We start from the raw sequence: 26,313 nt of genomic DNA on the forward strand, positions 1-26,313 counted from the left end.
TACTCACCCTCTCGGGCTTTCCTCCGGGCGCTTCCCTTCGGTATTTCGTGTTCCCGACTCTATCAGACTCTTTCGTGTCCGATTCCCCGTCGGAATTGGGGTTCGCTTCGAGTTCTTCGCTTTCGCGTTTCCCTTTCGGCGTGACCACTACTTTAGCGGGTTTCCCCGGCTACTCATAATCGAGTCATTCGAGTTCGAATTGCGGCATGCCGAAATTCGCACCCGTTGGGGTTCGATCGTAGGTAGTGGATGGCCACTTGGGGTTGCTGAACAGCAGGGCCCGTCTCAAGCGGCTCGGGCCACGTTAGGCGTCCCTTGAAGCCGAGTCAAGTTCGGCGGCGGCGCGGCTGATGGGCCCGGTAGGGGCTCACCGTGGGGTCGTCGGAGATCCAGAAGCGCCAGAGGTGCGGGGCGCCGTCACCACCCACTCCGGTACGCGGACCGCTGCGTACCTGGTCGGGCGTGGGAGGGGTGCCGGCGAGCATGGCGAGCGGGGACTCCGGGCCACCGCACACGTCCGTGCCGTTCAGGTGCCGGCCCACATCGAGTGCGGTGGCCAGCCGGGCCGGGCCTTTGGCCAGTTCTTTGTCATGACGGGCCGAGAGTCGACGTTTGCGGGCCAGTTCGGCGCCCACCTGGAACTCCCCCGCCCTGAGCAGCACACCGCTCGCCCTGCCTTCGGGGCCGCACACCAGGTTGAGGCAGTGCCACATCCCGTACGTGAAGTAGACGTACGCGTGTCCGGGCGGGCCGAACATCACGTCGTTGCGGGCCGTGCGGCCGCGGAAGGCGTGCGAGCCGGGGTCGTTCGGGCCGTCGTACGCCTCGACCTCCGTCAGGCGGAGTTCAAGAGGCCCCGCCGGAGTGCGGCGTACCAGCGTGCGGCCCAGGAGGTCCGGGGCGACTTCCAGGACCGGGCGGTCGAAGAAGTCCCTGGGAAGTGGCGTACGTTCGGTGCCCGCGATCATGCCGTACGAGGGTAGTGGACGGCGGACGGAACGGGATTCCGCGGTCGCGCGTTCGTCAGGCCGACGTCGGCGGGCGGCGGAACTGGTTCTGGGGAGAAAGCCCCCTAGGCTCGGGCCTACCAGTTGATGCCGAATCAGGAGGTGCCGACGTGAGCGAGCTCAAGAGGCCGCCGCTTCCCCACGACTTCCACCCCGAGGTGCCGTCGTTCACCGTGGTGAGCGAGGACCTCGAGCCGGGGGCCGTGCTGAAGGACGCCCAGGTCTACGGGGGCGGGAACACCTCGCCGCAGCTGCGCTGGGAGGGTTTCCCAGCGGGGACCAGGAGCTTCGCGGTGACGTGTTTCGACCCGGACGCTCCCACGGGCAGCGGGTTCTGGCACTGGTCGCTGTTCGACATCCCGGCCTCGGTGACCGAGCTGCCGGCAGGAGCGGGCAGCGGGAAGTTCGAGGGACTGCCGGCCGGGGCCGTGCAGGTGCGCAACGACTACGGTTCGAAGGACTTCGGGGGCGCCGCGCCGCCGGCCGGGGAGACCCACCGGTACGTCTTCACGGTGTACGCGGTCGACACCGACAGGCTGGGCCCCGACGCGGAGGCCTCACCGGCCGTGGTCGGTTTCCATCTGCGGTTCCACACGCTCGGGCGGGCCCAGCTCATCGGTGAGTACACCTCTCCCGCGCAGAGCTGACAGTTCGCTTTCCGTTTGCCCTGCCCTGGTCTTGGAGAGATCAGGACAGGGCATTTTTCTTTTGCCGGGGTCCGGGGTGCGCCTCGGGCCGGCCCGGATATTGCGTTGTCCATCGTGGCGAGCCCGGCCAGAGTTGATCCATGCCCGCCAGGGAGTGGGCCGGCACTACGGAGGTGGGCACGATGCGGGACACGCTGGTACTGAACGCGAGCTTCGAGCCGCTGTCGACGGTGACGCTCAACCGCGCTGTGGTGCTGGTCCTCCAGGACAAGGCCGTGGTCGAGCAGTCCCACCCCGAGCTGCGGATGCGTGCGGCCGCCGTCGACATACCGGTGCCGCGGGTGATCAGGCTGTGCAGATACGTACGGGTGCCGTTCCGAAGACAGGCACCGTGGTCGAGGCGGGGGGTGCTGATCAGGGACCAGCACCGGTGCGCGTACTGCGGGCGGCGCGCGACGACCGTGGACCATGTGGTGCCGCGGGCCCAGGGCGGCCGGGACGGGTGGCTGAATACGGTCGCGTCCTGCGCCGAGGACAATCACCGCAAGGCGGACCGGACGCCCCAGGAGGCGGGGATGCCGTTGCTGCGGCAGCCGTTCGTGCCGTCGCCGGCCGATGCGATGCTGCTGGCGATGGCGGCCGGGGACCGGTCGGAGCTGCCCGAGTGGCTGGCTTCGGGCGCCGTACCGGCCGCGTAACAGGGTCAACTTCCTTGCGGGGAGCCCGCCTTCACGATGAGGGCGGGCTCCTTCACGTGCGTACGGCCGCTACTTGAGGGTCAGTTGGAGGATGGCGACGACGCCGACGGCGATGATGACGCCGCGCAGGACCGCGGGCTTCAGCCGGCGGCCGACCTTGGCGCCGATCTGGCCTCCGACGGTGGAGCCGACGGCGATGAGCAGGACGGCGGTCCAGTCGAATTCGGCGACGAAGAGGAAGAAGACGGCCGCGATGCCGTTGACGACGGCGCCGAGGATGTTCTTGACGGCGTTGATGCGCTGCAGGCTGTCGCTCAGGAGCAGGCCCATCAGGGAGAGGTAGAGGACGCCTTGGGCGGCGCCGAAGTAGCCGCCGTACATGCTGGCGAGGAAGAGGCCGACGAGGAGGGCGGTGCCGCCTTCGGGGTGGGCCTCGGTGCCGCGGGCCTCGCGGCGGCTCTTGATGACGGCGGCTATGCGGGGCTGGAACAGGACGAGGACGAGGGCGGCGCCGACCAGGACCGGGACGATCGCGTCGAACGCCGTGGACGGCAGGGCGAGCAGCAGGACCGCCCCGGCGAGGCCGCCGAGCAGGGCGGTGCCGCCGAGCCGGAGCACCCGGCGCAGCTGGCCGCGCAGTTCGTGGCGGTAGCCGATGGCTCCGCTGATGGAGCCGGGGACCAGGCCGAGCGCGTTGGACACGTTGGCCGTGATCGGGGGGAGTCCGGTCGCCAGCAGCACGGGGAAGGTGAAGAGCGTGCCTGAGCCGACGATCGTGTTGATGGTGCCCGCGCCGATTCCGGCGGCGAAGACCGCGAGTGCTTCCCAGATGGACAAGGCCATCTCCTTACACAATCAGTGAGTCGCCTCCCCGCCATGGAGGTCGAGGGGCCGCACTGATCATGCATGCACGGTGCAGGGCACAGTCAACTGCCCTCAGTCGACGGGGGGTTCCTCGCGGCGCTCGACGGGGGCGTTGCCGGAGTTGCCGCCCGTGTTGAAGCCGGGCATTCCGCCGCCGAGGTTGCCGAAGGCGCCGGAGAGGCCCTTGAGGGCGTCGCCGATCTCGCTGGGCACGATCCAGAGCTTGTTGGCGTCGCCCTCGGCGATCTTCGGCAGCATCTGGAGGTACTGGTAGGAGAGCAGCTTCTGGTCGGGGTCGCCGGCGTGGATGGCCTCGAAGACCGTACGGACGGCCTGCGCCTCGCCCTCGGCGCGCAGGGCGGCCGCCTTGGCCTCACCTTCGGCGCGCAGGATCGCGGACTGCTTCTCACCCTCGGCGCGCAGGATCTCCGACTGCCGTACACCTTCGGCCTGGAGGATCGCGGCGCGCTTGTCCCGGTCGGCGCGCATCTGCTTCTCCATCGAGTCCTGGATGGAGGTCGGCGGCTCGATCGCCTTGAGTTCGACGCGGTTGACGCGGATGCCCCACTTGCCGGTGGCCTCGTCGAGGACGCCGCGCAGCGCCGCGTTGATCTCCTCGCGGGAGGTCAGGGTCCGCTCCAGGTCCATGCCGCCGATGATGTTGCGCAGCGTGGTGACGGTGAGCTGTTCGATCGCCTGGATGTAGCTGGCGACTTCGTAGGTCGCGGCGCGGGCGTCGGTCACCTGGTAGTAGATGACGGTGTCGATATTGACGACCAGGTTGTCCTGGGTGATCACCGGCTGGGGCGGGAAGGGGACGACCTGTTCGCGGAGGTCGATCCGGTTGCGGATCGAGTCGATGAACGGGACGACGATGTTCAGTCCGGCGTTGAGGGTCCTCGTGTAGCGGCCGAAACGCTCCACGATCGCGGCGCTGGCCTGCGGAATGACCTGGATGGTCTTGATCAGGGCGATGAAGACCAGCACCACCAGAATGATCAGGACGATGATGATCGCTGACATCGCGTACCCCGTGCCCTTCTTGCTCTCGGTAAGTCCTGGAAGCTGTCGGAAGTTCCGGACCGGATGATCCTGGCATGGTTCACATGACGATGGCAGTGGCTCCGTCGATCTCGACGACATCGACCCGGCGGCCCGGTTCGAAGACCTGGTCCTCGTCGAGTGCGCGTGCGGACCAGATCTCGCCCGCCAGTTTGATCCGGCCGCCGCGGGCGTCGACCCGTTCCAGGACGAGGGCCTGACGGCCCTTCAACGCCTCGACTCCGGTGGCGAGTTGGGGACGCTGGTTGCGGTGCCGGGCGGCGATGGGGCGTACCACCGCGATGAGCGCGACGGAGACGGCCACGAAGATGAGCACCTGCGCGACGAGACCGAGACCGAAGCCCGCTCCGATCGCGGCGGCCATCGCGCCGACCGCCATCATGCCGAACTCGGGCATGGCGGTCAGTACGAGCGGAATGCCCAGACCGGCCGCGGCCACCAGCCACCAGATCCATGCCTCGATGTCCACCAGGTCATGGTAGGTCGGGGTGGCCGCTCCCCGACAGTGCGCGCTGGTCAGCCGAGCGGGAGACCGGTCGCGGTGTAGCGGTCGCCGCGGTGCTCCACGAGCAGCGGGAGGCCGAAGCAGAGGGAGAGGTTGCGGGAGGTCAGCTCGGTCTCCATGGGGCCGGCGGCGAGCACCTTGCCCTGGCGGATCATGAGGACGTGGGTGAAGCCGGGGGCGATCTCCTCGACGTGGTGGGTGACCATGACCATCGAGGGCGCGTACGGGTCGCGGGCGAGCCTGCCCAGGCGGCGCACCAGGTCCTCGCGGCCGCCGAGGTCGAGACCGGCGGCGGGCTCGTCCAGGAGGAGGAGTTCGGGGTCGGTCATCATGGCGCGGGCGATGAGGGTGCGCTTGCGCTCGCCCTCGGAGAGCGTGCCGAACTTGCGGTCCAGGAAGTCGGTCATGCCGAGCCGGTCGAGGAAGGCGCGGGCGCGGTCCTCGTCGACGGCGTCGTAGTGCTCCTGCCAGGTGGCGGTCATGCCGTACGCGGCGGTGAGCACCGTCTGCAGGACGGTCTGGCGCTTGGGGAGCTTGTCGGCCATGGCGACGCCGGCCATGCCGATGCGCGGGCGCAGCTCGAACACGTCGACCTTGCCGAGCTGTTCGCCGAGGATCTTGGCGCTGCCGGTGCTCGGGAAGAGGTAGCTGGAGGCGATGTTGAGGAGGGTGGTCTTGCCGGCGCCGTTGGGGCCGAGGATGACCCAGCGCTCACCTTCCTTGACCGACCAGGAGACGTCGTCCACCAGAGCGCGTCCGTCGCGGACCACGGATACGTCCACCAGCTCCAGTACATCGCTCATGAGCGCGTTGTCTCCCCATGCCATCGTCTTGAGTTCGCGAGTGCCGTTCGGGCGCGCCTGTGGGCGCGGCCCCAGGGGAAAACCTACGCCACCGGTGAAGTGATCCCGCCCTTAGGGGGTGGCCGGTGGATGAGGGCCCTGCCAGGCGTCGCGACCCCGGCCCTGATCCGCCGGACACCCCCCTGGGGCCGGTCGTGGGGCTTCCCTAGGCTGGGGGCATGTTCTCGGAACCACGTTCAGGTCGGCTGGCCGCTTGGGGAAATGCCCTGTTGGCCGGAAATGTTTCGCCGGACGACGCTGCGCTCGCGATCGTCGGGGAGGACGCGGTGCACCGCGTGGCCGGGCTGCCCGGCGAATCCGCGCCGGTGGGGCTCACGCTGGCACTCGGCCGGCTGCGCACGCTCGGGGTGAGCGGGTGGCGGGTCGCGCTGCCCACGGCGGGGCATCCGCTGGGGCTCAGCGGTCCCGCGGAGTTCAACGCGCGGGCGCTTGAGGCCGAGGAGGCGGTGGTCGGGTTCGGGGCGCCGTACGGGCTCGTCCCCGAGGTGTACGAGGTGGGGCCGGCCGGTGATGTGCATGCCGAGGTCCGCTGGCACTGCCTGGCGGTGCGCGAGGCACCGCCGGCCGACGTGCCCTCGCTCGGGGAGGCGGAGCGGGAGCTGGCGGAGGCGCTGCGGGAGGCGACGGCGGAGCTGACCCGGCTCGATGTGGCGGGCTCGGGCCCGGCCGCGGCAGCGGCGATCGACGCGTACCGGGCACGGGCCGAGGGCCCCGACGAGGAGGTGCTCGCCCCCGGGTATCCGCCGCGCGCGGTCCGGGTCCTTGAGCTGGCCCGGCGGGTCGCACTGCTGGTGTCGATCGCGTACGAGAGCGGCCACGGGGGCGCGGTGAGTGCCTCGGAGATCGCGGCGCGGGGCGAGGCGCTGCGCCCGGTGGAGCGGGTGGCGAGGCGGGCGAGGGTCGCGGCGTACAACGCGTATGTGGAGGAGCGGGAGCGGCGGGGCTGACCCCGGGCGGGCCCGCGGTTGCGCGGGGCGTCGGCCCCCGCGTCCGGTCGCGGGTACGCCTCCGGCCCCCGGGCTGAGCCTGGGGGCCGGAGGTCACTGCGTGGGCGCGGGGCCGGTCAGTGGTTGGTGCACTCGTTCCCGAACGCCGGGTTCAGCAGGCCGACCACGTTGAGCGTGTTGCCGCAGACGTTGACCGGGACATGGACCGGGGCCTGGATCAGGTTGCCGGAGACCACGCCCGGGGAGTGCTCGGCCTTGCCGTCGGCGTTCGCCCCGCCGTTGGCGGAGGCGGCACCCGCCGCAGCGGCGAGCATGCCGCCCGCGACCATGGTGACGGCGACGGCCTTGTTGAGCTTCTTCACTTCAGGATCCTCCTGGTCATCGCCGCGGCCAGCCGCCGCGGCACGCCATGAAGAACGGCCGCCGACCCCCAGGGGATGCGCTATGTGGGTGACATACACACGACGGTATGAATGTTCAGCAGGACCCTGACGTTCCGGTTCGCCGCGGGTCAGCCCGTCACCCCATGTCGTACGGCCCAGAGCGCGGCCTGGGTGCGGTCGGCGAGGTCCAGCTTCATCAGGATGTTCGAGACGTGCGTCTTGACGGTCTTCTCGGACAGGACGAGCGCGCGGGCGATCTCCCGGTTGGAGCGGCCGTCCGCGATCAGCGCCAGGACCTCCTTCTCCCGCTCGGTGAGCGTGGAGCCGCGGCCGGTGCCGCCGTGCCCCTCGTCCTGGGCGAGCAGGGCGCCCGCGACTTCGGGCTGGAGCAGCACGTGCCCGGCGTGCACCGAGCGGATCGCTCCGGCCAGCGCGTCCGGGTCGACGTCCTTGTATACGTAGCCGAAGGCACCCGCGCGCAGGGCGGGGACCACCGTGCGCTGCTCGGTGAAGCTGGTGACGATGAGGACCCTGGCGGGGTTGGCGAGCTCGCGGAGCTTGCGCAGGGCCTCGACGCCGTCCATGCCCGGCATCTTCACGTCCATCAGGACGACGTCCGGCTTCAGCTCCTCGGCGCGGGCGACGCCCTCGGCGCCGTCGGAGGCCTCCCCCACCACCTCTATGTCGTCCTGTACTTCCAGGAAGGTCCGCAGCCCCCGGCGGACCACCTGGTGGTCGTCCACGAGCAGGACCCTGATCACCTTGTCAGCCACCGGGGACCTCCATCTCGATCGTGGCGCCCTCGCCGGGTGCCGATTGCACGGTCAGCCGGCCCGCCACACCGCTCGCCCGGTGCCGCATCGACACCAGGCCGAGATGGCGGCCGGCCCGGCGGACCGCCCTCGGTTCGAAGCCCTTGCCGTTGTCGGTGACGCGCAGGACCGCGCCCTGCCCGTTCCTCGCCAGTACGACGTCGACCCGGTCGGCGCCGGAGTGGCGCAGCGCGTTGTGCAGGGCTTCCTGGGCGACCCGCAGCAGGGCCTCCTCCTGGGCCGGGGGCAGCGCGCGGACCCCGCGGTTGTCGAAGGTGACGCGGGCCGCGTGGGCCCGGTCCAGGACCTGGATCTGGGTGCGCAGGGTGTTCACCAGGCCGTCCTCCTCCAGCGCCGCGGGCCTCAACTCCACGACGGCGGCCCGCAGTTCGTCGGCGGCCTCGGCGGCGAGGGCGGCGACCTGCTGGAGCTCGCCCTTGGCGCGGGCCGGGTCGCGGTCGACGAGCGCGGCTGCCGCCTGGGCGGTCAGACGCAGCGAGAAGAGCTTCTGGCTGACCGCGTCATGCAGCTCGTGCGCGAGCCGGGAGCGCTCCTCGGCGATGGTGAGCTCTCGGCTGCGCTCGTACAGGCGGGCGTTGGTGAGGGCGATGGCGGCGTGCTGGGCGAGGATGCCGAGCAACTCCTCGTCGTCCTCGGTGAAGCCGCAGCCGCCCTCCGGTTTGGGGCAGCGTTTGTTGGCGAGGAAGAGCGCGCCGATCGTCTCCTCGCCGTCGCGGATCGGCATGCCGAGGAAGTCCGACATGTCGGGGTGGGCGGACGGCCAGCCCTCGAAGCGGGGGTCCTCGCGGACGTCGGCCAGGCGCTCCGCCTTCTCCTCGTGGAGCATCGCGGCGAGGATGCCGTGCTGGCGCGGCAGCGGTCCGATCGCCCGCCACTGCTCCTCGCTGATGCCGTCGACCACGAACTGGGCGAAGCCGCCGTGGTCGTCGGGCACGCCGAGCGCCGCGTACTCCGCGTCGAGCAGTTCGCGCGCGGACGCGGTGATCGTCTTGAGGACGTCCCTGACCTCAAGGTGCCGGCTCATGGCGAGCAGGGCGCTGCTCACGGCGGCGAGGCCCGCGTTCGGCGACGGGCTCTCCCCTGCTGGGGCGGGGTGGACGGGTCGGGGACGGCTCATGTGGTCACCGTACCGGCGGGGTACGACAGACCGCCTCGGCCTGTGGACGGCCACGGCCTGGGTCCCCGGGCCTAGGTCGAAGTGCCTTGGCGGGGTGGGGCCCGCGTCCGAGGCGGCGGGACCGGGCCCGGCGCCACTCTGAACGCAGATCGACGGACGCGGATCGACGTATGCAGATCGACAGATGCAGATCAGCGCACGCACATAGACGGACAGAGGGGCTGGACACCATGCCGGTTGCGATCATCACGGGGGCTTCGAAGGGGCTGGGGCGCGCGCTCGCCGGGGCGCTGGCCGCGCGGGGCTGGGATCTGGTCCTCGACGCCAGGACCGCGCCCGTACTGGAGGAGACGGCGCGCGGGCTCATGGCGTACGGGACACAGGTCGTGGCGCTGCCCGGGGACGTCACCGATGCCGGGCACCGCGCGGAGCTGGTGGCGGCGGCGCGGGAGCTGGGCGGGCTCGATCTGCTGGTGAACAACGCCTCCGCGCTGGGCGCCGAGCCGCTCGTAGGGCTCGATGCGCTGGATCTCGCGGGGCTGCGGACGGCGCTGGAGACCAATGTGGTCGCGGTGCTCGGTCTGGTACAGGAGTCGCTGCCGCTGCTGCGCGGGGCGCGGGCGGGCGCGGTGGTCGCGGTCAGCTCGGACGCGGCGGTGGAGGCGTACCGGACCTGGGGCGGGTACGGGGCCTCGAAGGCGGCGCTGGACCAGTTGGCGGCGGTGCTCGCCGTCGAGGAGCCGGGGCTGCGGGTGTGGGCGGTGGACCCGGGAGACATGCGGACGGATCTGTACGCGGCGGCGGTGCCGGTGGACGACGACTCCGGCAGGCCGGAGCCCGCCGCGGTGGTCCCGGGCTTCCTGCGACTCCTCGACGAGCGGCCCGCGAGCGGGCGGTACTCCGCTCCCTCTCTTGTGGAGAAGGCGCGTCTTGTGGAGGAGGCGCGATGACGGTGCCCATGGTGGTGCGGGTGCCGGACGGACTGCTCGCCTCGGTGCCCGCGGAGGTGCGCGGCTCGGGGCGGGACGACGTGCGGCTGATGGTGTCGCGGGGAGAAGCGGTGTCCCATCACGCGTTCCGCGATCTCGCGGGACAGCTGCGGGCCGGGGACGTACTCGTCGTCAATACCTCCGCGACCCTGCCCTCAGCGGTCGACGGCACGGTGGCGGGGCGGCCGGTGGTGGTGCACTTCTCCACCCGGGGGTCCGACGGGCGCTGGGCGGTGGAGCTGCGTACACCGGCCGCGTCCGGAAGTACGGAGCGGCGGATGGGGGACCGGTCGGGGACGGTCGTCGCGCTGCCCGGCGGGGAGCGGCTGGTCCTCGATGAGGCGCTGAGCCCGGACCGCCTGTGGTGGGCGCGGAGCTCGGCGGTCGATGTGCCGGGGCTGCTGCACCGGCACGGGCGGCCCATCCGGTACGGCTACACCGAGCGGGACCAGCCGCTGGCCGCGTACCAGACGGTGTTCGCGCTGCCCGCGCCCGGCGGGCTCGGCTCGGCGGAGATGCCGAGCGCGGCGCGGCCCTTCACGGTGGAGCTGGTCGCGGAACTGGTGCGGCGGGGTGTGCAGTTCGCGCCGATCACGCTGCACACGGGGGTGGCGTCGGCGGAGGCGCACGAGCCGCCGTACCCGGAGCGCTTCGAGGTGCCGCGGGCCACGGCCCGGCTGGTGAACGCGGCGAAGGCGGGCGGCGGCACGATCGTGGCCGTGGGGACCACCGCGGTGCGCGCCCTGGAGTCGGCGACCGGGCCGGACGGGGTGGTGCGGGAGGCGTCGGGGTGGACGGATCTCGTGGTGACCCCGGAGCGCGGGGTGCGGGTGGTGGACGCCCTGCTGACCGGGCTGCACGAGCCCGAGGCCTCGCACCTCCTGATGCTGGAGGCGATCGCGGGGCGCCAGGCACTGGCCGTCGCCTACGACCAGGCGCTGAGGCGGCTCTACCTGTGGCACGAGTTCGGCGACGTCCACCTCATACTTCCGGCCGAGAACCCTCACCCTGCGCATTGCTACCGCAACGCCCGGTAAGACTGTTACGTGTTCGATGTGAGCCCGGGCATAGGACGCATATCACTTACGAAGCTCACTAGTGGACAAATAAAGGCGGTGTGAGCGGGGCGAGAGCGGGTAGGACGCGTCTTTCGCGGGCCCCTGATCCACTATCCGGCTTCGTATGTCGCACCTTTGCCACACGATTTTGCGGCCGCTAACAATGACTCCCGTCGCACAGCGCTGCGGCTCAACCGCCGCGGCGCCTCGGTGCGCCGTCCACGTCATTCGGAAGAGGTCCAACCGCCATGCCCGAGTCCAGCAACCCTGGTCATAGTCGTCTCCACAAGACGCACAAGATCTCGATTGCCGGTGTCGCCGCCCTCGGCGCCGCCGCTCTCGCCCTGACGGTTCTCCCCGGGACAGGCACGTCGGGCAACGCCGTTGCCGCCGAGCCGGCCGCCTTCTCGGCGACCGTCGCCAGCACCAAGACGCTCTCGGAGAGCATCTCCCAGCAGCAGGTCACCGCGGGCAAGCAGGCCCAGGACGCCGCGAAGGCCAAGGCCGACGCGGACGCCAAGGCGAAGGCCGAGGCCGACGCGAAGCAGCGTGACGAGGCCGCCGCCGCCAGCCGCTCCGCCGCCCGCAAGCCGGTGTACGCCAACAACCTCGACGGCTGGATCCGCCAGGCCCTCGACATCATGAAGAGCAAGGGCATCCCGGGCTCCTACGACGGTCTGCACCGCAACATCATGCGCGAGTCGACCGGCAACCCGAACGCCATCAACGGCTGGGACATCAACGCCATCAACGGCATCCCGTCGAAGGGTCTGCTCCAGGTCATCCAGCCGACCTTCAACGCCTTCCACGTGCCGGGCACCTCGTCGAACATCTACGACCCGGTCGCCAACATCACCGCCGCCGCCAACTACGCGGCGAGCAGGTACGGCTCGATCGACAACGTCAACAGCGCCTACTGAGCGACGTAGGGCGTACCCGACGCCGAAGGGCGGCACCCCGCACAGGGGTGCCGCCCTTCGGCGTCTTGCGGCGCGGCGCTACTTGCGCATGACCTCGGGCTCGTGGCGGCGCAGCAGGCGCGCGACCACGAAGCCGAGGGCGATGCCGATCAGCATCAGCACCGAGATGTCGGTGAACCACTGCGCGGCGTCGTGCTTCCACAGCGGGTCGAGGTTGGTCGGGTTGTTCTCGTCCATCGGCCCCATCAGGTGGGACAGGTCGAGCGTCGTGCCGGCGCCGGCGATGGCCCAGCGGGACGGCATCAGCCAGGCGAACTGCTCCAGGCCGACCGAGTCGTACACCTTGAAGAGAATGCCGGTGAAGACGACCTGGACGATGGCGAACATGACCAGGAGCGGCATCGTCTTCTCGGAGGTCTTCACCAGCGAGGAGATGATCAGGCCGAACATCATCGAGGTGAAGCCGAGCGCGATCACGACCAGGCACATCTCGATCGCCGGCGGCATCACCAGGCCCTCGGTGGGCAGCTTGCGGGTCGAGAAGCCGATGACGCAGAGGATCACGCCCTGGACGGCCGTGATGACGCCGAGGACCAGGATCTTGGACATCAGGTACGCCGAGCGGGACAGGCCGGTGGCCCGTTCGCGCTCGTAGATGACCCGTTCCTTGATCAGTTCTCGTACGGAGTTGGCGGCGCCGGAGAAGCACATGCCGACCGTGAGGATCAGCATGATCGTGCCCGCGTCGCCGTTGAACCGGGACGGCGGTGTGGGCGCCGCGAGGCCGAACTTCGCCGGGATGACGACGCTGACCGCGCCGATCACGGCGGGCAGGGCCACCGACAGGACGAGGAAGCCCTTGTCGGAGGCGATGACCGACGCATAGCGGCGCATCAGCGTCCACAGCTGGGAGACCCAGCCCTGCGGCTTCGGCGGCTTCATCGCCTGGGCCGGCGGCATCTGCACCGACTGCGGGGCGACCGCGTCGATGTCCGCGGCGTACATCTGGTAGTGCTGCGAGCCCTTCCAGCGGCCCGCCCAGTCGTAGTCGCGGTAGCTCTCGAAGGCGGAGAAGACATCGGCCCAGGTGCTGTAGCCGAAGAAGTTCAGCGCCTCCTCCGGCGGACCGAAGTAGGCGACCGAGCCGCCCGGCGCCATCACCAACAGCTTGTCGCAGATGGCGAGTTCGGCCACCGAGTGGGTGACCACCAGGACCGTGCGGCCGTCGTCGGCGAGGCCGCGCAGGAGCTGCATGACGTCGCGGTCCATGCCCGGGTCGAGGCCGGAGGTCGGCTCGTCCAGGAAGATCAGCGAAGGCTTGGTCAGGAGCTCCAGGGCCACCGACACGCGCTTGCGCTGGCCACCGGAGAGGGAGGTGACCTTCTTCTCCTTGTGGATGTCCAGCTTGAGCTCGCGCAGCACCTCGTCGATGCGCTGCTGGCGCTCGGTCTCGGTGGTGTCGGCGGGGAAGCGCAGCTTGGCCGCGTACTTCAGCGCCTTCTGGACGGTCAGCTCCTTGTGCAGGATGTCGTCCTGCGGGACCAGACCGATGCGCTGGCGCAGCTCGGCGAACTGCTTGTACAGGTTCCGGTTGTCGTAGAGGACGTCGCCCTGGTTGGCGGGCCGGTAGCCGGTGAGCGCCTTGAGCAGGGTGGACTTTCCGGAACCCGAGGGGCCGATGACCGCGATGAGGGACTTCTCGGGGACGCCGAAGGAGACGTCCTTGAGGATGTCCTTGCCGCCGTCGACCGTGACGGTCAGGTGGCGGGCGGAGAAGGAGACGTCACCGGTGTCGACGAACTCTTCGAGCCGGTCGCCGACGATGCGGAAGGTCGAGTGTCCGACGCCGACGATGTCGTTGGGGCCGAGCAGCGCGGTGCCCGACTTGGCGACGGGCTGGCCGTTGACGTAGGTGCCGTTGTGGGACCCGAGGTCGCGGATCTCCATCCGGCCGTCGGGCGTCGCGTGGAACTCGGCGTGGTGGCGCGAGACCTGGAGGTCGGAGACGACCAGCTCGTTCTCGAGCGCACGGCCGATGCGCATGACCCGGCCGAGCGACAGGTGGTGGAAGGTGGTCGGGCTGCGGTCCCCGTAGACGGGCGGGGCGCCGGCGGCGCCGCCCTGCTGCGGGAACTGCGGCTGCGGGGGCTGCTGTTGGGGCTGCCCCTGCTGTGCCTGCTGCCACGACTGCTGCGGGACCTGCGCCTGCTGGGCCTGCTGCGGCGGCTGGGGCTGCTGCTGTTGCGGAGCCCACCCGCCCTGCTGGGGCTGCTGCGCAGGGGCCGCCTGCGCCTGCTGGGCCGGGGCGGGCTGCGCGTAGGCGGCCGCGGCGGCACCGGACAGATTCAGCCGCGGACCGTCGGTCGCGTTGCCGAGGTGGACCGAGGAGCCGGGGCCGATTTCCATCTGGTGGATCCGCTGGCCCTGCACATAGGTGCCGTTGGTGGATCCGTGGTCCTCGATGACCCAACTACGTCCGCCCCAGCTGATCGTGGCATGCCGCCACGAGACTCTGGCGTCGTCGACGACCAGGTCACCCTGCGGATCACGTCCCAGGGTGTACGACCTGGACGCGTCGAGCGTCCAGGTGCTGCCATTCAATTCCAGTACGAGTTCCGGCACTCCAGCCCCACTTGTAGTCCCCCGAAAGGCCTCCGCGCCGGAGGCCTGTGACTCCCGCACGGGGAGTCTAGGGATGGTGAACATCGGGGGGAACTATTTCAGGCCCGGGCTCGTATCCGAAACCCGGGCCTTGTGAATTACGTGCACAGACCGCGCACAGTCCGGTCCCGGTCCTGCAACAGGCCCCCGGCGTCCGCCCGTTGACGTGGAGCAAACACCCCCCGAGAGTAGTAAGCACCCATGAGTGCGTACGGATCATGCTGTCCACCCATAAATACCTTGGGATGCGGATCAACATGCTCTCTCCGCATTAATGGGGCAAGTCGGCTCTTATCCGGGGGTCCTGATGGGTGTGCGCGACAACACGGGCCGGGGCGCGATCCGATGGGGCGATGCCGTCCTCGCCGCGATCGCCTCGGTGAGCTGGGCGCTGGTCGCGATGGCGGGGACGGCGGCGCTCGGTCTGCATCTGCTCGGGGCGGACGCGGCGGGGGCGCTGGGTCCGATGACGGCGGCCGTGGTGGTGCTGGGGGCGGGCGGCTCGGTCACGCCGTCCGGCGACGTCTCGGCGTTCGGTCTGAGCGGCGCGGAGGCCAGCACCACCGTCGATTTCGCGCCACTGGGGGTCGGTCTCGCGGGCGCGGTCCTGCTCGCCTGGTTCTTCCTCCGCTCGCTGCGGGCCGCCGGAACCTGGATCTCGGGTACGGAGCTGGCGGTGCGCGCGGCAGCGGTGGCCGTCCTCTTCGTCGCCGTCATCGGCGGACTCGCCTGGGCCGGTCACGACCTCATCACGATCGACGGCGGACAGCTGGGCCTGGACAAGGTGAAGGTGCCGGGCATCCCCGGCCTCGGGGACATCGGCGGTCTGCTGCCGGGCCGGCTCGCCGGCCTCGCCCACGCCAAGGCGCGGGTCGGCTTCAGCGTCGATGCCGCCCGTTCGCTGGCGGGCGCGGTGTGCTGGGTGCTCGGGGTGCTCGTGATCGCCCTGCTCGCCTCGCGCCGCACCCCGCTGCCGCGCGGCTGGGAAGCGCTGCACCGGGTGGTGCGGCCCGCCGTGTCGGCGCTGGTCGCGGTGGCTTTGGTCGCGGTCGCGGCGGGGCTCGCGGCGGCGGCGTACGCGGCGATCGGCGACGCCCACCCGCGGCGCATCGCGGGCGCCGCGCTGCTCGGCGCCCCGAACGCCGTCTGGCTCGCGATCCCGCTCGGCCTCTTCGTGCCGTGGAGCGGACACGCCACCGGAACGCTCGCCCGGCTGCTCCCCCACCCGCTCGACCAGCTCCTCGGGGTCCGGACCGACCAGTCGGTGACGCTGGGGCGGCTCGCCCAACTCGACCACCGGGTCTGGCTGTTGGCCCTCGCGACGGCCGTCCTCATGCTGTACGCGGGGGTGCTCGCCGCGGCTCGTACGCCGGTGCGCGGGCGCTCCCTCGGCGCGTTCACGGGGAGCTGCGCGCTGGCGCTCGGCGCGGCCACCGCGCTCGCGCTTCCCCTGATGGTGTGGCTGACCGGGGTCTCCGCGAACGCCTCCCTGTCGGTCCTGGGCTTCGACGCGTTCGGGGCGGGCGTCGAGCTGCACGGCGACGCGGGTCTCGCGGTGGCGCTCGGGGCGGCGTGGGGCGCCGGGGCCGGGGCGGCGGGGGCGCTGCTCGCCCGGGTGTCGGGGGCGGCCGGGCGGCGGGCCGCGCCGCTCGCGGGCGAGGCGAGCGCACCACCGGGGCCGCGCGGGGAGACGGCCGGGGCACCGGGCCCGTACCACCCGGCGCCGCCCTACCGGCCGCCGAACCCCGACACCAACCCGTATCTGAAGCTGCCGCCGGGACTGCACGGCTCCCCCACGCTGCCCGGCCTCCCGGACCGCCCCCCGGCCGGGCCCCGGCCGCGCAGGCCGCCGTACGAGGGCCCGCCGCCCCCGCCGGGTGCGCCCCGGGGCCGCCGCTGAGCAGCGCGCGGGCCGGGCGAGGGGGCCGTCCGAGGGGGCGCTGTCCGCAGGTCGGGACGGCGTGCCGGGCCTCAGCTGCGGGCGGATACGGTGGGATCACCATGACGCCATCGCCCCTGCACCCCGCCGGCCAGACCTCCGACGCCGGTCAGAGCTCTGACGTACCCACCCTCCTCGTCAAGATCTTCGGTAAGGACCGCCCCGGCATCACCGCCGGGCTCTTCGACACCCTCGCCGCCTACTCCGTCGATGTCGTGGACATCGAGCAGGTCGTCTCCCGTGGCCGCCTCGTACTGTGCGTGCTCGTCACCGAGCCGACCGTGGCTTCCGCGGGCGAGCTGCGCGCCACCGTGCACAGCTGGGCGGAATCGCTCCGCCTCCAGGCCGAGATCATCTCCGGCATCGGCGACAACAGGCCGCGCGGCAGCGGCCGTTCGCACGTCACCGTGCTCGGCCATCCGCTCACCGCCGAGTCCACGGCGGCCATAGCGGCCAGCATCACCGCCACCGGCGGCAACATCGACCGCATCTTCCGGCTCGCCAAGTACCCGGTCACGGCGGTGGAGTTCGCCGTGTCCGGCGTGGAGACCGGGCCGCTGCGCACGGCGCTCGCGACCGAGGCCGCCGCTCTCGGCGTGGACGTGGCCGTCGTCTCGGCGGGGCTGCACCGGCGGGCCCAGCGGCTCGTCGTGATGGACGTGGACTCCACGCTGATCCAGGACGAGGTGATCGAGCTCTTCGCCGCGCACGCCGGCTGCGAGGACGAGGTCGCCGAGCTCACCGCCGCCGCGATGCGCGGCGAACTCGACTTCGAGCAGTCGCTGCACGCCCGGGTGGCGCTGCTCAAGGGCCTGGACGCCTCGGTGGTGGACAAGGTGCGCTCCGAGGTCCGCCTCACTCCGGGCGCCCGCACCCTGGTCCGCACGCTCAAGGCGCTCGGCTATCAAGTCGGCGTCGTATCGGGCGGGTTCACCCAGGTCACCGACGGCCTCAAGGAGCAGCTCGGGCTCGACTTCGCCTCCGCCAACACCCTGGAGATCAAGGACGGCAGGTTCACCGGCCGGGTCACCGGCGAGATCGTGGACCGGGCCGGGAAAGCGCGGCTGCTGCGGGAGTTCGCCGCCGAGGCCGGGGTGCCGCTGGCCCAGACGGTGGCGATCGGCGACGGCGCCAACGACCTCGACATGCTGAACGCGGCCGGTCTCGGCGTCGCCTTCAACGCCAAGCCGCTGGTCCGGGAGGCCGCGCACACCGCGGTGAACGTGCCCTTCCTCGACACCGTGCTGTATCTGCTCGGCATCACCCGCGAAGAGGTCGAGGCCGCCGACGGCCTCCTCGACTGAGTCTCCGAACGGCGTAACGGATGCGGGGAGGGCCCCGGTGCACTGCGCCGGGGCCCTGTCTTCGTACCGCGTACGAGTCGTCAGTCGTGCGGGGCCCAGAAGTCCACGAGCTTGCCGACGCCGTGCTCCACCGACTTCCAGGAGCCGCTGAAGGTGACCACGGCGAAGGCGGAGGTCGGGAAGCCGCCGCGGTTCATCCGCGCCAGCACATCGCTCTCGGCCTGCCCCGCGAGCGCGTCGGCCAGGGCGTGCATCCCGGGGTTGTGCCCGATGAGCAGCAGGTTGGCGACGTCGTCGGGGGTCTCGTTGAGCAGCGCGATCAGTTCGCCGAGCGACGCCTCGTACAGCCGCTCGTCGTAGACCGTCCTGGGGCGGTGCGGCAGCTCCTGGACGGCCAGCTTCCAGGTCTCGCGGGTCCTGGCCGAGCTGGAGCAGAGGGCAAGGTCGAAGGGGATACCGGATGCGGCCAGCCGGCGGCCGGCGACGGGGGCGTCCGTCCGCCCCCGGTCGGCGAGCGGCCGGTCGTGGTCGGACACCTGGGGCCAGTCGGCTTTCGCGTGCCGGAGGAGGACGATCCTGCGGGGTGTATCGACGCTCATGCTTCCCAGCTTCGCATGAATGGCGGCGGTGGGCGCAGGGGGTCCGAGGGCTGCCCCACCGGCGTGATAAAGGAGGTTCGCGGCTAGCGGGACAGGGTCTGCTGGATGCGGTCGACGAGGTGGGCGAGGGTGGCGTCGGCGGACCCGGCCTGGGTGTCGCCCGATCCGATGACGAGCGCGAGGAGCACGCCGAACGCGATCGCGGGCAGCACGACTCCCCACCACGGCAGCCTGAAGTCGACGCCACCGGTGGCCGGGTGGGGGGACCTGGGGTGCGTGTGGGCCGGCATGACCGCCTCCGTGTGGTTCCGGTACGAGTTCCGCGTACGAACGTGGCGTTCGTCGTGGTACCTCAGAACCTACGGATCCGGCGGGCCCGGTCCCATCCGGTGACCCACCCAGTCGACCCTGACCCTGGCCCCCTAGGGGATGGTGGGGACAGCACCACCATCCGCTCTTCGGGGGCGTCGGTCAGGGGGAGGCGATCGTCGCGATGATCGCGACGACGACCGTGACGGCGAGCATCGCGCCGAGCACGAGAAGGAGCTTCTTCTGGCTGTTCTGCGGATTCGGTTCGAGCACTGGCATGCGGTCAGTGTCGCATCCCGGTTTCGCCCGCTATCGCCCGGCCCCGGCCTCGTCCTCGATCGTACGGTCGCGTCCGGCCAGCACACCGACCGCGATCTGGGGCACCATCAGCACCGCCATCAGCGCGATGGGCAGGTCCCAGCCGCCGCTGCGGTCGTGCAGGACGCCGACCAGGAGGGGGCCCGGGATGGAGAGCAGATAGCCGACGCACTGCGCGAAGGCGGAGAGCCGCACGACGCCCGCGCCGGTCCGCGAGCGCTTGCTGATCATGGTGAGGGCCAGCGGGAAGGCGCAGTTGGAGATGCCGAGGAGCAGCGCCCAGACCCAGGCGCCGGCGGCCGGCGCGAAGTAGAGCCCGGCGTAGCCCGCCAGGCCGCAGGTGCCGAGCGCGACGACGATGGGGCCCTGGCTGCGCAGCCGGTTGACCAGCCACGGGATGACGAAGCCGAGCGGCACGCCCATGACCATGGTGATGGAGAGCAGCAGGCCGGCGGTGCCGGCCGAGACGCCCGCGTCGCGGAAGATCGTCGGCATCCAGCCCATGGTGATGTAGGCGCCGGTCGCCTGGAGTCCGAAGAAGCAGGCCAGCGCCCAGGCCGTGCCGCTGCGGGTGATGCGCAGCGCGGGCGCCGCCTGGGCCCGGGAGCTGGGGGCCGGATCGGCGCTGCCGGAGCGGTCGCGCGCCAGCGGGATCCAGACCGCCACCGCGACGACGGCGAGCAGCGCCCAGATGCCGAGGCCCTGGCGCCAACTGCCGCCCAGCGCATCGGTGATGGGCACCGTGGTGACCGCGGCGAGCGAGGTGCCGGCGGCGAGCGCCATCGAGTAGAGCCCGGTCATCGAGCCGACCCGGTCGGGGAAGTACCGCTTGACGATCACCGGCATCAGGACGTTGCTCAGCGCTATGCCCATCAGGGCGAGCACGCTGGCCGCGAGGAAGGTGACGGTGCCGCCCGCCAGGGAGCGCAGCAGCAGTCCGGCGGTCACCGCGGCCATGCCCGCGAGGACGACGGCGCCGGGGCCGAAGCGGCGGGCGAGCCGCGGCGCCATGATGCCGAACAGGGCGAAGCAGAACGCCGGTACGGAGGTCAGCACTCCGGCGATGCCGCCGCTCATGTGCAGCCCGCCGGTGACCTCCTTCATCAGCGAGCCGAGGCTGGTGATCGCGGGGCGCAGGTTGACGGCGGCGAGCACCAGCGCGAGCGGCACGAGCCAGCGCGTCCACGACGGCACCCGGCTCGCACCGGCGGGTAGCCGCGGGGACTCGGCGCGGACGGTGGGCGCGGGGCTCAGCGTGGTGGTCTCTTCGTCGGGCATGGTGCCATCATAGAATCATGGGATGATTGGTTGTCCAATCGTGCCCGCGCCCGTCTTTCGCAACCGTCCCGAGCCGTGTTTTTCGCAACCGTCCCGCGCCGTCCCGTACGCTTCTCGCCCTTCGCGCCCTCACCGCGTCCCGTCTCACCCCTTCCCACCCCGCCCCTTCTCGCACTGGAGCACCCGCACCATGACCCTGAGCTCTCCCCGGCGGTCCGCCCTCGCCGACCAGGTGATCGCGCAGTTGCGGAACCAGATCACCTCGGGCGAGTGGCCCGTCGGCGCGCGCATCCCGACCGAGCCGGAGCTGGTCGAGCAGCTCGGGGTGGCCCGCAACACGGTCCGCGAGGCGGTCCGCGCCCTCGCGCACAACGGCCTGCTCGACATCCGGCAGGGCTCCGGCACGTACGTCATCGCGACCAGCGAGCTGGCCGGGGTGATGCACCGCCGGTTCGCCGACGCCGACCCGCGCCATGTGGCCGAGCTGCGCTCGACGCTGGAGTCGTCGGCGGCCCGGCTGGCCGCGCGGCGGCGTACCGAGCGGGAGCTCAAGCAGTTGGACACGCTGCTTGAGCGGCGCGAGCGGGCCTGGGCCTCCGGCGACCGGGAGGCCTTCGTCGCGGCCGACGCCACGCTGCACCTGGCGGTCGTCGCCGCCTCGCACAACGACGTACTGACCGAGCTGTACGCGGACCTCGGGCATCTGCTGCGCGACTGGCTGCGCGACGACGTGGGGCTCGACATGACGCCGGAGAACCACATGGACCACGGCCGGATGGTCGACGCGATCCGCGCCGGCGACGCGGAGACGGCCGCCACGGAGGCCGCCGCCCACGCCTTCCACTGCCTGCAGGAGCGGCTCGAAGGGCGCTGAGCAGCGGTCAGCGAGCCTTCTCGTGCGTCACCCAGACCGTGCCGACGTCCTTCCAGCAGCGGTCGATGAGCTTGATGGTCTGCCCGGGGTCGACCTCCACGGGCGCCGAGTCCGCGTCGAGGTCCCACCAGAGCGCGCAGTCGATGTGCAGCCGCACCCGGTCGGCGTCCGGATAGGGGTTGTGGCAGTACATCGTCACGTGCGAGCCCTGTACGGAGGTCCGGCAGGTGGCGCCGAAGGGCTCGGGCGGCGCCGGGGCGGGCGCGGCAGCGGGCGCCCCGGCGGCCCGCACCACGGAGGGGGCGGCCAGTCCGGCGGCCGCCGCGAGCAGCAGGAACAGCAGGGCCAGGGCCCGGCGCTGTCCGACGCGCAAGGGGCGCACACCGCCACCTCCTCCCCGGCCGACTGCCCGACATGTCCGTTTCGATCAGTCTGCGGGGAAGTCGCGGTCCACGCACGGCGGCCGCCCACCGGAAGGGTCCGGTGAGCGGCCGCCGAGGGGCGTACGGGCGTTACGCGCCCATCATGTGCACGCCGCCGTCGACGTGGATGATCTCGCCCGTGGTCTTCGGGAAGAAGTCCGAGAGCAGCGCGACGATGCCGAGGCCCGCCGGCTCCGGGTCCGCCATGTCCCACGCCAGCGGGGAGCGGGTGTTCCAGACGTCCGCCAGGTCCGCGAAGCCCGGGATGGACTTGGCGGCCATCGAGCCGATCGGTCCGGCCGAGATCAGGTTGCAGCGGAAGTTCTCCTTGCCCAGGTCGCGGGCGAGGTAACGGGAGGTCGCCTCAAGTGCGGCCTTGGCCGGGCCCATCCAGTCGTACTTCGGCCAGGCGTACTGCGCGTCGAAGGTGAGCCCGACGATGGAACCGCCGTTGGGCATCAGCGGGCGGCAGGCCATGGTGAGCGACTTCAGGGAGTACGCCGAGACGTGCATCGCGGTCGCGACGTCCTCGAAGCTCGCCTCCAGGAAGTTGAAGGCGCCCTGCGGGGCGAAGCCGATGGAGTGGACGACGCCGTCCAGACCGCCGAGCTCCTCCTTGACCAGACCGGCCAGGCGGTCCAGGTGCTCCTGGTTGGTCACGTCCAGCTCGATGACCTTGGCGGGCTTGGGGAGCTTCTTGGCGATGCGCTCGGTCAGGGTGGGCCGGGGGAACGCGGTGAGGATGACCTCCGCGCCCTGCTCCTGCGCGACCTTGGCCGCGTGGAAGGCGATGGAGGACTCCATCAGCACACCCGTGATGAGGATGCGCTTGCCGTCGAGAATTCCGCTCATGGTGATCAGTGACCCATGCCCAATCCGCCGTCAACCGGGATGACGGCTCCAGTGATGTACGAAGCGTCGTCCGAGGCGAGGAACTTCACCGCGGAGGCGATCTCCTCGGGCTGCGCGTAGCGGCCCAGCGGCACCTGGGACACGATGCCCTTGCGCTGCTCCTCGGTGAGCGCCTTGGTCATGTCGGTGTCGACGAAACCGGGCGCGACGACGTTGAAAGTGATGTTGCGGGAGCCGAGCTCGCGGGCGAGCGACCGGGCGAAGCCGACCAGGCCCGCCTTGGAGGCGGCGTAGTTGGCCTGGCCCGCCGAGCCGAGCAGCCCGACGACCGAGGAGATCAGCACGACGCGGCCCTTCCTGGCCCGCAGCATGCCGCGGTTGGCGCGCTTGACCACCCGGAAGGTGCCGGTGAGGTTGGTGTCGAGGACGGACGTGAAGTCCTCCTCGGACATCCGCATCAGGAGCTGGTCCTTGGTGACGCCGGCGTTGGCGACGAGCACCTCGACGGGGCCGTGCGCGTCCTCGACCTCCTTGTACGCCTGCTCCACCTGTTCGGCGTCGGTGATGTCGCACTTGACGGCGAGGCACCCCAATTCCGCCAGGGCGGCCGGCGGCTCTCCGGAGCGGTACGTGATCGCTACCTTGTCGCCGTTCTCGGCGAATGCGCGGGCGATGGCGAGGCCGATGCCCCGGTTACCTCCGGTGACGAGAACCGAGCGGCTCAACGGATCACCCTTTCGATCGGCGGATTCGTACTCCCCGCAAACTATCGGTACCGCCCGACTTACGAGGAATCGAGCCCTGACAGTGGCGCAGAACGAGCGCTGTCGGGTCCCTACAGAAAGGCGTAGTCACAGCGCCCGCCGACGCGACATGATCGGGGTGTCCGGTCTCATACAACAGGGAGACGACTGTGCCATCTGGGACCCATTCCATCGACGAAGCCTTCACGGCGCTGCCGCTGCGGGCCCTCGCCGACGCGGCGCTCGCCCGGGCCCGCGCCCTGGGCGCCGACCACGCCGACTTCCGCTTCGAGCGGGTGCGCAGCGCAGCCTGGCGGCTGCGCGACGCCCGGCCCGCCGGGTCCTCCGACACCACCGACCTCGGCTACGCGGTCCGGGTGGTGCACGGCGGGGCCTGGGGGTTCGCCTCCGGCGTCGATCTGACGATGGACGCGGCGGCCAAGGTCGCCTCCCAGGCGGTGGCCATGGCCAAGCTGTCCGCGCAGGTCATCGCGGCGGCGGGGTCGAGCGAGCGAGTTGAGCTGGCGGCCGAGCCGGTGCACTCCGAGAAGACCTGGGTCTCCTCGTACGAGATCGACCCCTTCTCGGTGCCGGACGAGGACAAGAGCGCGCTGCTCGCCGAGTGGAGCTCGCGGCTGCTCGGCGCCGACGGGGTCGAGCACGTCGACGCCTCGCTGCTCACCGTGCACGAGAACAAGTTCTACGCGGACACGGCGGGCACGGTGACGACCCAGCAGCGGGTGCGGCTGCACCCACAGCTGACCGCGATCGCGGTGGACCGCACGACCGGTGAGTTCGACTCGATGCGGACGATCGCGCCGCCGGTCGGGCGCGGCTGGGAGTACCTGACCGGCACCGGCTGGGACTGGGACGCCGAACTGGAAGAGATCCCTTCGCTTCTGGCCGAGAAGATGCGGGCGCCGAGCGTCGAGGCCGGTCGCTACGACCTGGTCGTGGACCCGTCCAACCTGTGGCTGACCATCCACGAGTCGATCGGCCACGCCACCGAACTGGACCGGGCGCTCGGCTACGAGGCGGCGTACGCGGGGACCTCGTTCGCCACCTTCGACCAGCTGGGCAAGCTGACGTACGGCTCGCAGGTGATGAACGTGACCGGCGACCGGACCGCCGAGCACGGGCTCGCGACCATCGGCTACGACGACGAGGGCGTCGCGGCGCAGTCCTGGGACCTGGTGAAGGACGGCACCCTCGTCGGCTACCAACTCGACCGCCGCATCGCGAAGTTGACGGGGCTCGGCCGCTCCAACGGCTGCGCTTACGCGGACTCCCCCGGGCATGTGCCGGTCCAGCGGATGGCGAACGTCTCGCTCCGGCCGGACCCGGGCGGGCTCTCCACCGAGGACCTGATCGGCGGCGTGGAGCGCGGCGTCTACGTGGTCGGCGACCGGTCCTGGTCGATCGACATGCAGCGCTACAACTTCCAGTTCACAGGGCAGCGCTTCTTCCGGATCGAGAACGGCCGGCTCGCCGGCCAGCTCCGCGATGTCGCCTACCAGGCGACGACCACCGACTTCTGGGGCTCCATGGAGCAGGTCGGCGGCCCCCAGACCTACGTCCTGGGCGGCGCCTTCAACTGCGGCAAGGCCCAGCCGGGCCAGGTGGCGGCGGTCTCGCACGGCTGCCCCTCCGCCCTGTTCCGCGGCGTCAACATTCTGAACACCACGCAGGAGGCCGGGCGATGAGCTCCCGTACGACCGTCAAGCCGCACGAGATCGTCGAGCGGGCCCTCGAACTGTCCACCGCGGACGGCTGCGTCGTCATCGCCGACGAGCACTCCTCGGCGAACCTGCGCTGGGCCGGCAACGCGCTGACCACCAACGGCGTCACACGCGGGCGGACCCTGACCGTGATCGCGACCGTGGACGGCGCCGAGGGCACCGCGTCCGGTGTCGTGTCGCGGTCGGCCGTCACCGCGGCCGACCTGGAGCCGCTGGTCCGCGCGGCGGAGGCGGCGGCGCGTGGCGCCGGGCCCGCCGAGGACGCGCAGCCGCTGGTCGGCGGGGTCCCGGTGGCGCCGGACTTCACCGACGCCCCGGCCGAGACCAGCCCGGCCGTGTTCGCCGACTTCGCGCCCGCGCTCGGCGAGGCCTTCGCCCGCGCCCGGGCCGGCGAGCGCGAGCTGTACGGTTTCGCCAGCCACGAGCTGACCTCCACCTACCTCGGTACGTCCACCGGCCTGCGGCTGCGCCACGACCAGCCCAACGGCACCCTGGAGCTGAACGCCAAGTCCCCGGACCGGACGCGTTCGGCGTGGGCCGGCCGCGCGACGGCGGACTTCAAGGACGTCGACCCGGGCGCGCTCGACGAGGAGCTCGCCCGCCGGCTCGGCTGGGCCCAGCGCCGCGTCGAGCTGCCCGCCGGGCGGTACGAGACGCTGCTGCCGCCCGCCGCCGTGGCCGATCTGCTGATCTACCAGATCTGGTCGGCGGCGGCCCGGGACGCCGCCGAGGGCCGCACCGTCTTCTCCCGGCAGGGCGGCGGCACCCGCATCGGCGAGACGCTCTCCCCGCTGCCGCTGTCGCTGCGCAGCGACCCGAACGAGCCCGGCCTGGAGTACGCGCCGTTCATGGTGGCGCACTCCTCGGGCGACACGGAGTCGGTGTTCGACAACGGGCTCCCGGTCACCGCGACCGACTGGATGCGGGACGGCCGCCTGGAGCACCTGGTCACCACCCGGCACAGCGCGCAGCTCACCGGTCTGCCGGTCGCGCCCTCGCCCGGGAACCTGATTCTGGACGGCGGTGGCGAGCGCTCCCTGGACGAGATGGTCGCCGCCACCGAGCGGGGCCTCCTGGTGACCTGCCTGTGGTACATCCGCGAGGTGGACCCGGCGACGCTGCTGCTGACCGGTCTGACCCGGGACGGCGTCTACCTCGTGGAGAACGGCGAGGTGGTCGGCGAGGTGAACAACTTCCGGTTCAACGAGTCGCCGGTGGACCTGCTGTCGCGGGCCACCGAGGCCGGGCGCACCGGGAAGACCCTGCCCAGGGAGTGGAACGACTACTTCACCCGGGCGGCGATGCCCGCGCTGCGCATTCCCGACTTCAATATGAGCTCGGTCAGCCAGGGTGTGTGACGCCCATAGACTGGGTCGAGCAAT

The 26,313-nt window shown here is 71.3% G+C and carries 27 protein-coding genes; 11 read left to right on the forward strand and 16 right to left on the reverse strand.

Annotated elements, in window-relative coordinates:
• Positions 1 to 326: 326 nt before the first annotated feature.
• On the reverse strand, positions 327 to 968 hold the full coding sequence (locus ACIBK6_RS06565; RefSeq protein ID WP_399049330.1) for a DNA-3-methyladenine glycosylase: 642 nt from the start codon (positions 966 to 968) through the stop codon (positions 327 to 329).
• Positions 969 to 1,117: 149 nt separating this feature from the next.
• Between ACIBK6_RS06565 and ACIBK6_RS06570 the strand changes: the two genes are divergently transcribed.
• Entirely contained in the window at positions 1,118 to 1,654 is a 537-nt protein-coding gene (locus tag ACIBK6_RS06570) for a YbhB/YbcL family Raf kinase inhibitor-like protein (RefSeq protein WP_399049331.1), read from the forward strand.
• A 182-nt stretch (positions 1,655 to 1,836) separates the two neighbouring features.
• Complete coding sequence (locus ACIBK6_RS06575) at positions 1,837 to 2,352, forward strand: HNH endonuclease (protein WP_399050149.1); 516 nt, start codon at positions 1,837 to 1,839, stop codon at positions 2,350 to 2,352.
• Between the two features lie 69 nt (positions 2,353 to 2,421).
• Here ACIBK6_RS06575 and ACIBK6_RS06580 read toward each other — a convergent pair whose 3' ends face one another.
• From ACIBK6_RS06580 to ACIBK6_RS06595, 4 genes are all read right to left on the reverse strand, one after another.
• A complete protein-coding gene (locus ACIBK6_RS06580) occupies positions 2,422 to 3,195 on the reverse strand; it encodes a sulfite exporter TauE/SafE family protein (RefSeq protein ID WP_399049332.1) in 774 nt (257 codons plus the stop codon).
• 93 nt (positions 3,196 to 3,288) lie between these two features.
• Entirely contained in the window at positions 3,289 to 4,239 is a 951-nt protein-coding gene (locus tag ACIBK6_RS06585) for an SPFH domain-containing protein (protein ID WP_399049333.1), read from the reverse strand.
• 79 nt (positions 4,240 to 4,318) lie between these two features.
• On the reverse strand, positions 4,319 to 4,747 hold the full coding sequence (locus ACIBK6_RS06590; RefSeq protein WP_399049334.1) for an NfeD family protein: 429 nt from the start codon (positions 4,745 to 4,747) through the stop codon (positions 4,319 to 4,321).
• A gap of 47 nt (positions 4,748 to 4,794) precedes the next feature.
• Positions 4,795 to 5,586, reverse strand: coding sequence for an ABC transporter ATP-binding protein (locus ACIBK6_RS06595; RefSeq protein ID WP_399049336.1), 792 nt, complete (start codon positions 5,584 to 5,586; stop codon positions 4,795 to 4,797).
• A 218-nt stretch (positions 5,587 to 5,804) separates the two neighbouring features.
• On the opposite strand from ACIBK6_RS06595, the gene ACIBK6_RS06600 reads away from it, so the two are divergent.
• Entirely contained in the window at positions 5,805 to 6,593 is a 789-nt protein-coding gene (locus ACIBK6_RS06600; protein ID WP_399049337.1) for a hypothetical protein, read from the forward strand.
• A gap of 116 nt (positions 6,594 to 6,709) precedes the next feature.
• Here the strand turns inward: ACIBK6_RS06600 and ACIBK6_RS06605 are convergent, their stop codons facing one another.
• The 3 genes from ACIBK6_RS06605 to ACIBK6_RS06615 all read right to left on the reverse strand — a co-directional run bounded on the left by ACIBK6_RS06605 (position 6,710) and on the right by ACIBK6_RS06615 (position 8,926).
• Positions 6,710 to 6,955: a chaplin gene (locus ACIBK6_RS06605; RefSeq protein WP_399049338.1), complete on the reverse strand. Its 246-nt coding sequence runs from the start codon at positions 6,953 to 6,955 to the stop codon at positions 6,710 to 6,712.
• 149 nt (positions 6,956 to 7,104) lie between these two features.
• Positions 7,105 to 7,749 carry a response regulator gene (locus tag ACIBK6_RS06610; protein WP_399049340.1) on the reverse strand — a complete coding sequence of 215 codons (645 nt, stop codon included), beginning with the start codon at positions 7,747 to 7,749 and terminating at the stop codon, positions 7,105 to 7,107.
• Positions 7,742 to 8,926 (reverse strand): GAF domain-containing sensor histidine kinase, encoded by a 1,185-nt coding sequence (locus ACIBK6_RS06615; RefSeq protein ID WP_399049342.1) that lies wholly within the window; start codon positions 8,924 to 8,926, stop codon positions 7,742 to 7,744. Before ACIBK6_RS06615 ends, ACIBK6_RS06610 begins: the two co-directional genes overlap by 8 nt.
• 230 nt (positions 8,927 to 9,156) lie before the next feature.
• Between ACIBK6_RS06615 and ACIBK6_RS06620 the strand changes: the two genes are divergently transcribed.
• The 3 genes from ACIBK6_RS06620 (at position 9,157) to ACIBK6_RS06630 (ending at position 11,893) form a co-directional block, all read left to right on the forward strand.
• Positions 9,157 to 9,876, forward strand: a complete 720-nt coding sequence (locus ACIBK6_RS06620) for an SDR family NAD(P)-dependent oxidoreductase (RefSeq protein WP_399049343.1) — start codon at positions 9,157 to 9,159, stop codon at positions 9,874 to 9,876.
• Entirely contained in the window at positions 9,873 to 10,952 is a 1,080-nt protein-coding gene (locus ACIBK6_RS06625) for an S-adenosylmethionine:tRNA ribosyltransferase-isomerase (RefSeq protein ID WP_399049345.1), read from the forward strand. The genes ACIBK6_RS06620 and ACIBK6_RS06625 overlap by 4 nt, the downstream gene beginning before the upstream one ends.
• Before the next feature lie 269 nt (positions 10,953 to 11,221).
• A complete protein-coding gene (locus ACIBK6_RS06630; protein WP_399049348.1) occupies positions 11,222 to 11,893 on the forward strand; it encodes a transglycosylase SLT domain-containing protein in 672 nt (223 codons plus the stop codon).
• 78 nt (positions 11,894 to 11,971) lie between these two features.
• Here ACIBK6_RS06630 and ACIBK6_RS06635 read toward each other — a convergent pair whose 3' ends face one another.
• The gene (locus ACIBK6_RS06635; protein WP_399049350.1) at positions 11,972 to 14,515 is read right to left on the reverse strand and encodes an FHA domain-containing protein; all 2,544 of its coding nucleotides are present in this window, start codon (positions 14,513 to 14,515) and stop codon (positions 11,972 to 11,974) included.
• A gap of 346 nt (positions 14,516 to 14,861) precedes the next feature.
• Between ACIBK6_RS06635 and ACIBK6_RS06640 the strand changes: the two genes are divergently transcribed.
• Positions 14,862 to 16,454 carry a streptophobe family protein gene (locus tag ACIBK6_RS06640; RefSeq protein WP_399049351.1) on the forward strand — a complete coding sequence of 531 codons (1,593 nt, stop codon included), beginning with the start codon at positions 14,862 to 14,864 and terminating at the stop codon, positions 16,452 to 16,454.
• A gap of 101 nt (positions 16,455 to 16,555) precedes the next feature.
• Positions 16,556 to 17,797 carry a phosphoserine phosphatase SerB gene (serB, locus tag ACIBK6_RS06645; protein ID WP_399049353.1) on the forward strand — a complete coding sequence of 414 codons (1,242 nt, stop codon included), beginning with the start codon at positions 16,556 to 16,558 and terminating at the stop codon, positions 17,795 to 17,797.
• A gap of 80 nt (positions 17,798 to 17,877) precedes the next feature.
• On the opposite strand, the gene ACIBK6_RS06650 is transcribed toward serB, so the two are convergent.
• From ACIBK6_RS06650 to ACIBK6_RS06665, 4 genes are all read right to left on the reverse strand, one after another.
• On the reverse strand, positions 17,878 to 18,396 hold the full coding sequence (locus ACIBK6_RS06650; protein ID WP_399049355.1) for a SixA phosphatase family protein: 519 nt from the start codon (positions 18,394 to 18,396) through the stop codon (positions 17,878 to 17,880).
• Between the two features lie 83 nt (positions 18,397 to 18,479).
• Positions 18,480 to 18,686, reverse strand: a complete 207-nt coding sequence (locus tag ACIBK6_RS06655; RefSeq protein ID WP_399049357.1) for a hypothetical protein — start codon at positions 18,684 to 18,686, stop codon at positions 18,480 to 18,482.
• 181 nt (positions 18,687 to 18,867) lie between these two features.
• Complete coding sequence (locus tag ACIBK6_RS06660; RefSeq protein ID WP_399049359.1) at positions 18,868 to 18,984, reverse strand: SGM_5486 family transporter-associated protein; 117 nt, start codon at positions 18,982 to 18,984, stop codon at positions 18,868 to 18,870.
• A 30-nt stretch (positions 18,985 to 19,014) separates the two neighbouring features.
• Positions 19,015 to 20,301 carry a CynX/NimT family MFS transporter gene (locus ACIBK6_RS06665; RefSeq protein WP_399049360.1) on the reverse strand — a complete coding sequence of 429 codons (1,287 nt, stop codon included), beginning with the start codon at positions 20,299 to 20,301 and terminating at the stop codon, positions 19,015 to 19,017.
• A gap of 190 nt (positions 20,302 to 20,491) precedes the next feature.
• Between ACIBK6_RS06665 and ACIBK6_RS06670 the strand changes: the two genes are divergently transcribed.
• Entirely contained in the window at positions 20,492 to 21,175 is a 684-nt protein-coding gene (locus ACIBK6_RS06670) for a FadR/GntR family transcriptional regulator (protein ID WP_399049362.1), read from the forward strand.
• A 7-nt stretch (positions 21,176 to 21,182) separates the two neighbouring features.
• Here the strand turns inward: ACIBK6_RS06670 and ACIBK6_RS06675 are convergent, their stop codons facing one another.
• From ACIBK6_RS06675 to fabG, 3 genes are all read right to left on the reverse strand, one after another.
• The gene (locus ACIBK6_RS06675; RefSeq protein ID WP_399050151.1) at positions 21,183 to 21,548 is read right to left on the reverse strand and encodes a hypothetical protein; all 366 of its coding nucleotides are present in this window, start codon (positions 21,546 to 21,548) and stop codon (positions 21,183 to 21,185) included.
• 139 nt (positions 21,549 to 21,687) lie between these two features.
• Entirely contained in the window at positions 21,688 to 22,449 is a 762-nt protein-coding gene (fabI, locus tag ACIBK6_RS06680) for an enoyl-ACP reductase FabI (protein WP_399049364.1), read from the reverse strand.
• A gap of 5 nt (positions 22,450 to 22,454) precedes the next feature.
• Positions 22,455 to 23,174, reverse strand: coding sequence for a 3-oxoacyl-[acyl-carrier-protein] reductase (gene fabG / locus ACIBK6_RS06685; protein WP_399049366.1), 720 nt, complete (start codon positions 23,172 to 23,174; stop codon positions 22,455 to 22,457).
• Between the two features lie 209 nt (positions 23,175 to 23,383).
• Between fabG and ACIBK6_RS06690 the strand changes: the two genes are divergently transcribed.
• Positions 23,384 to 24,895, forward strand: coding sequence for a TldD/PmbA family protein (locus ACIBK6_RS06690; RefSeq protein ID WP_399050153.1), 1,512 nt, complete (start codon positions 23,384 to 23,386; stop codon positions 24,893 to 24,895).
• Positions 24,892 to 26,289: a metallopeptidase TldD-related protein gene (locus tag ACIBK6_RS06695; protein WP_399049368.1), complete on the forward strand. Its 1,398-nt coding sequence runs from the start codon at positions 24,892 to 24,894 to the stop codon at positions 26,287 to 26,289. The genes ACIBK6_RS06690 and ACIBK6_RS06695 overlap by 4 nt, the downstream gene beginning before the upstream one ends.
• Positions 26,290 to 26,313 lie beyond the last annotated feature (24 nt).

It is taken from the genome of Streptomyces sp. NPDC050485 (assembly GCF_044458185.1).
Lineage (GTDB): Bacteria > Actinomycetota > Actinomycetes > Streptomycetales > Streptomycetaceae > Streptomyces.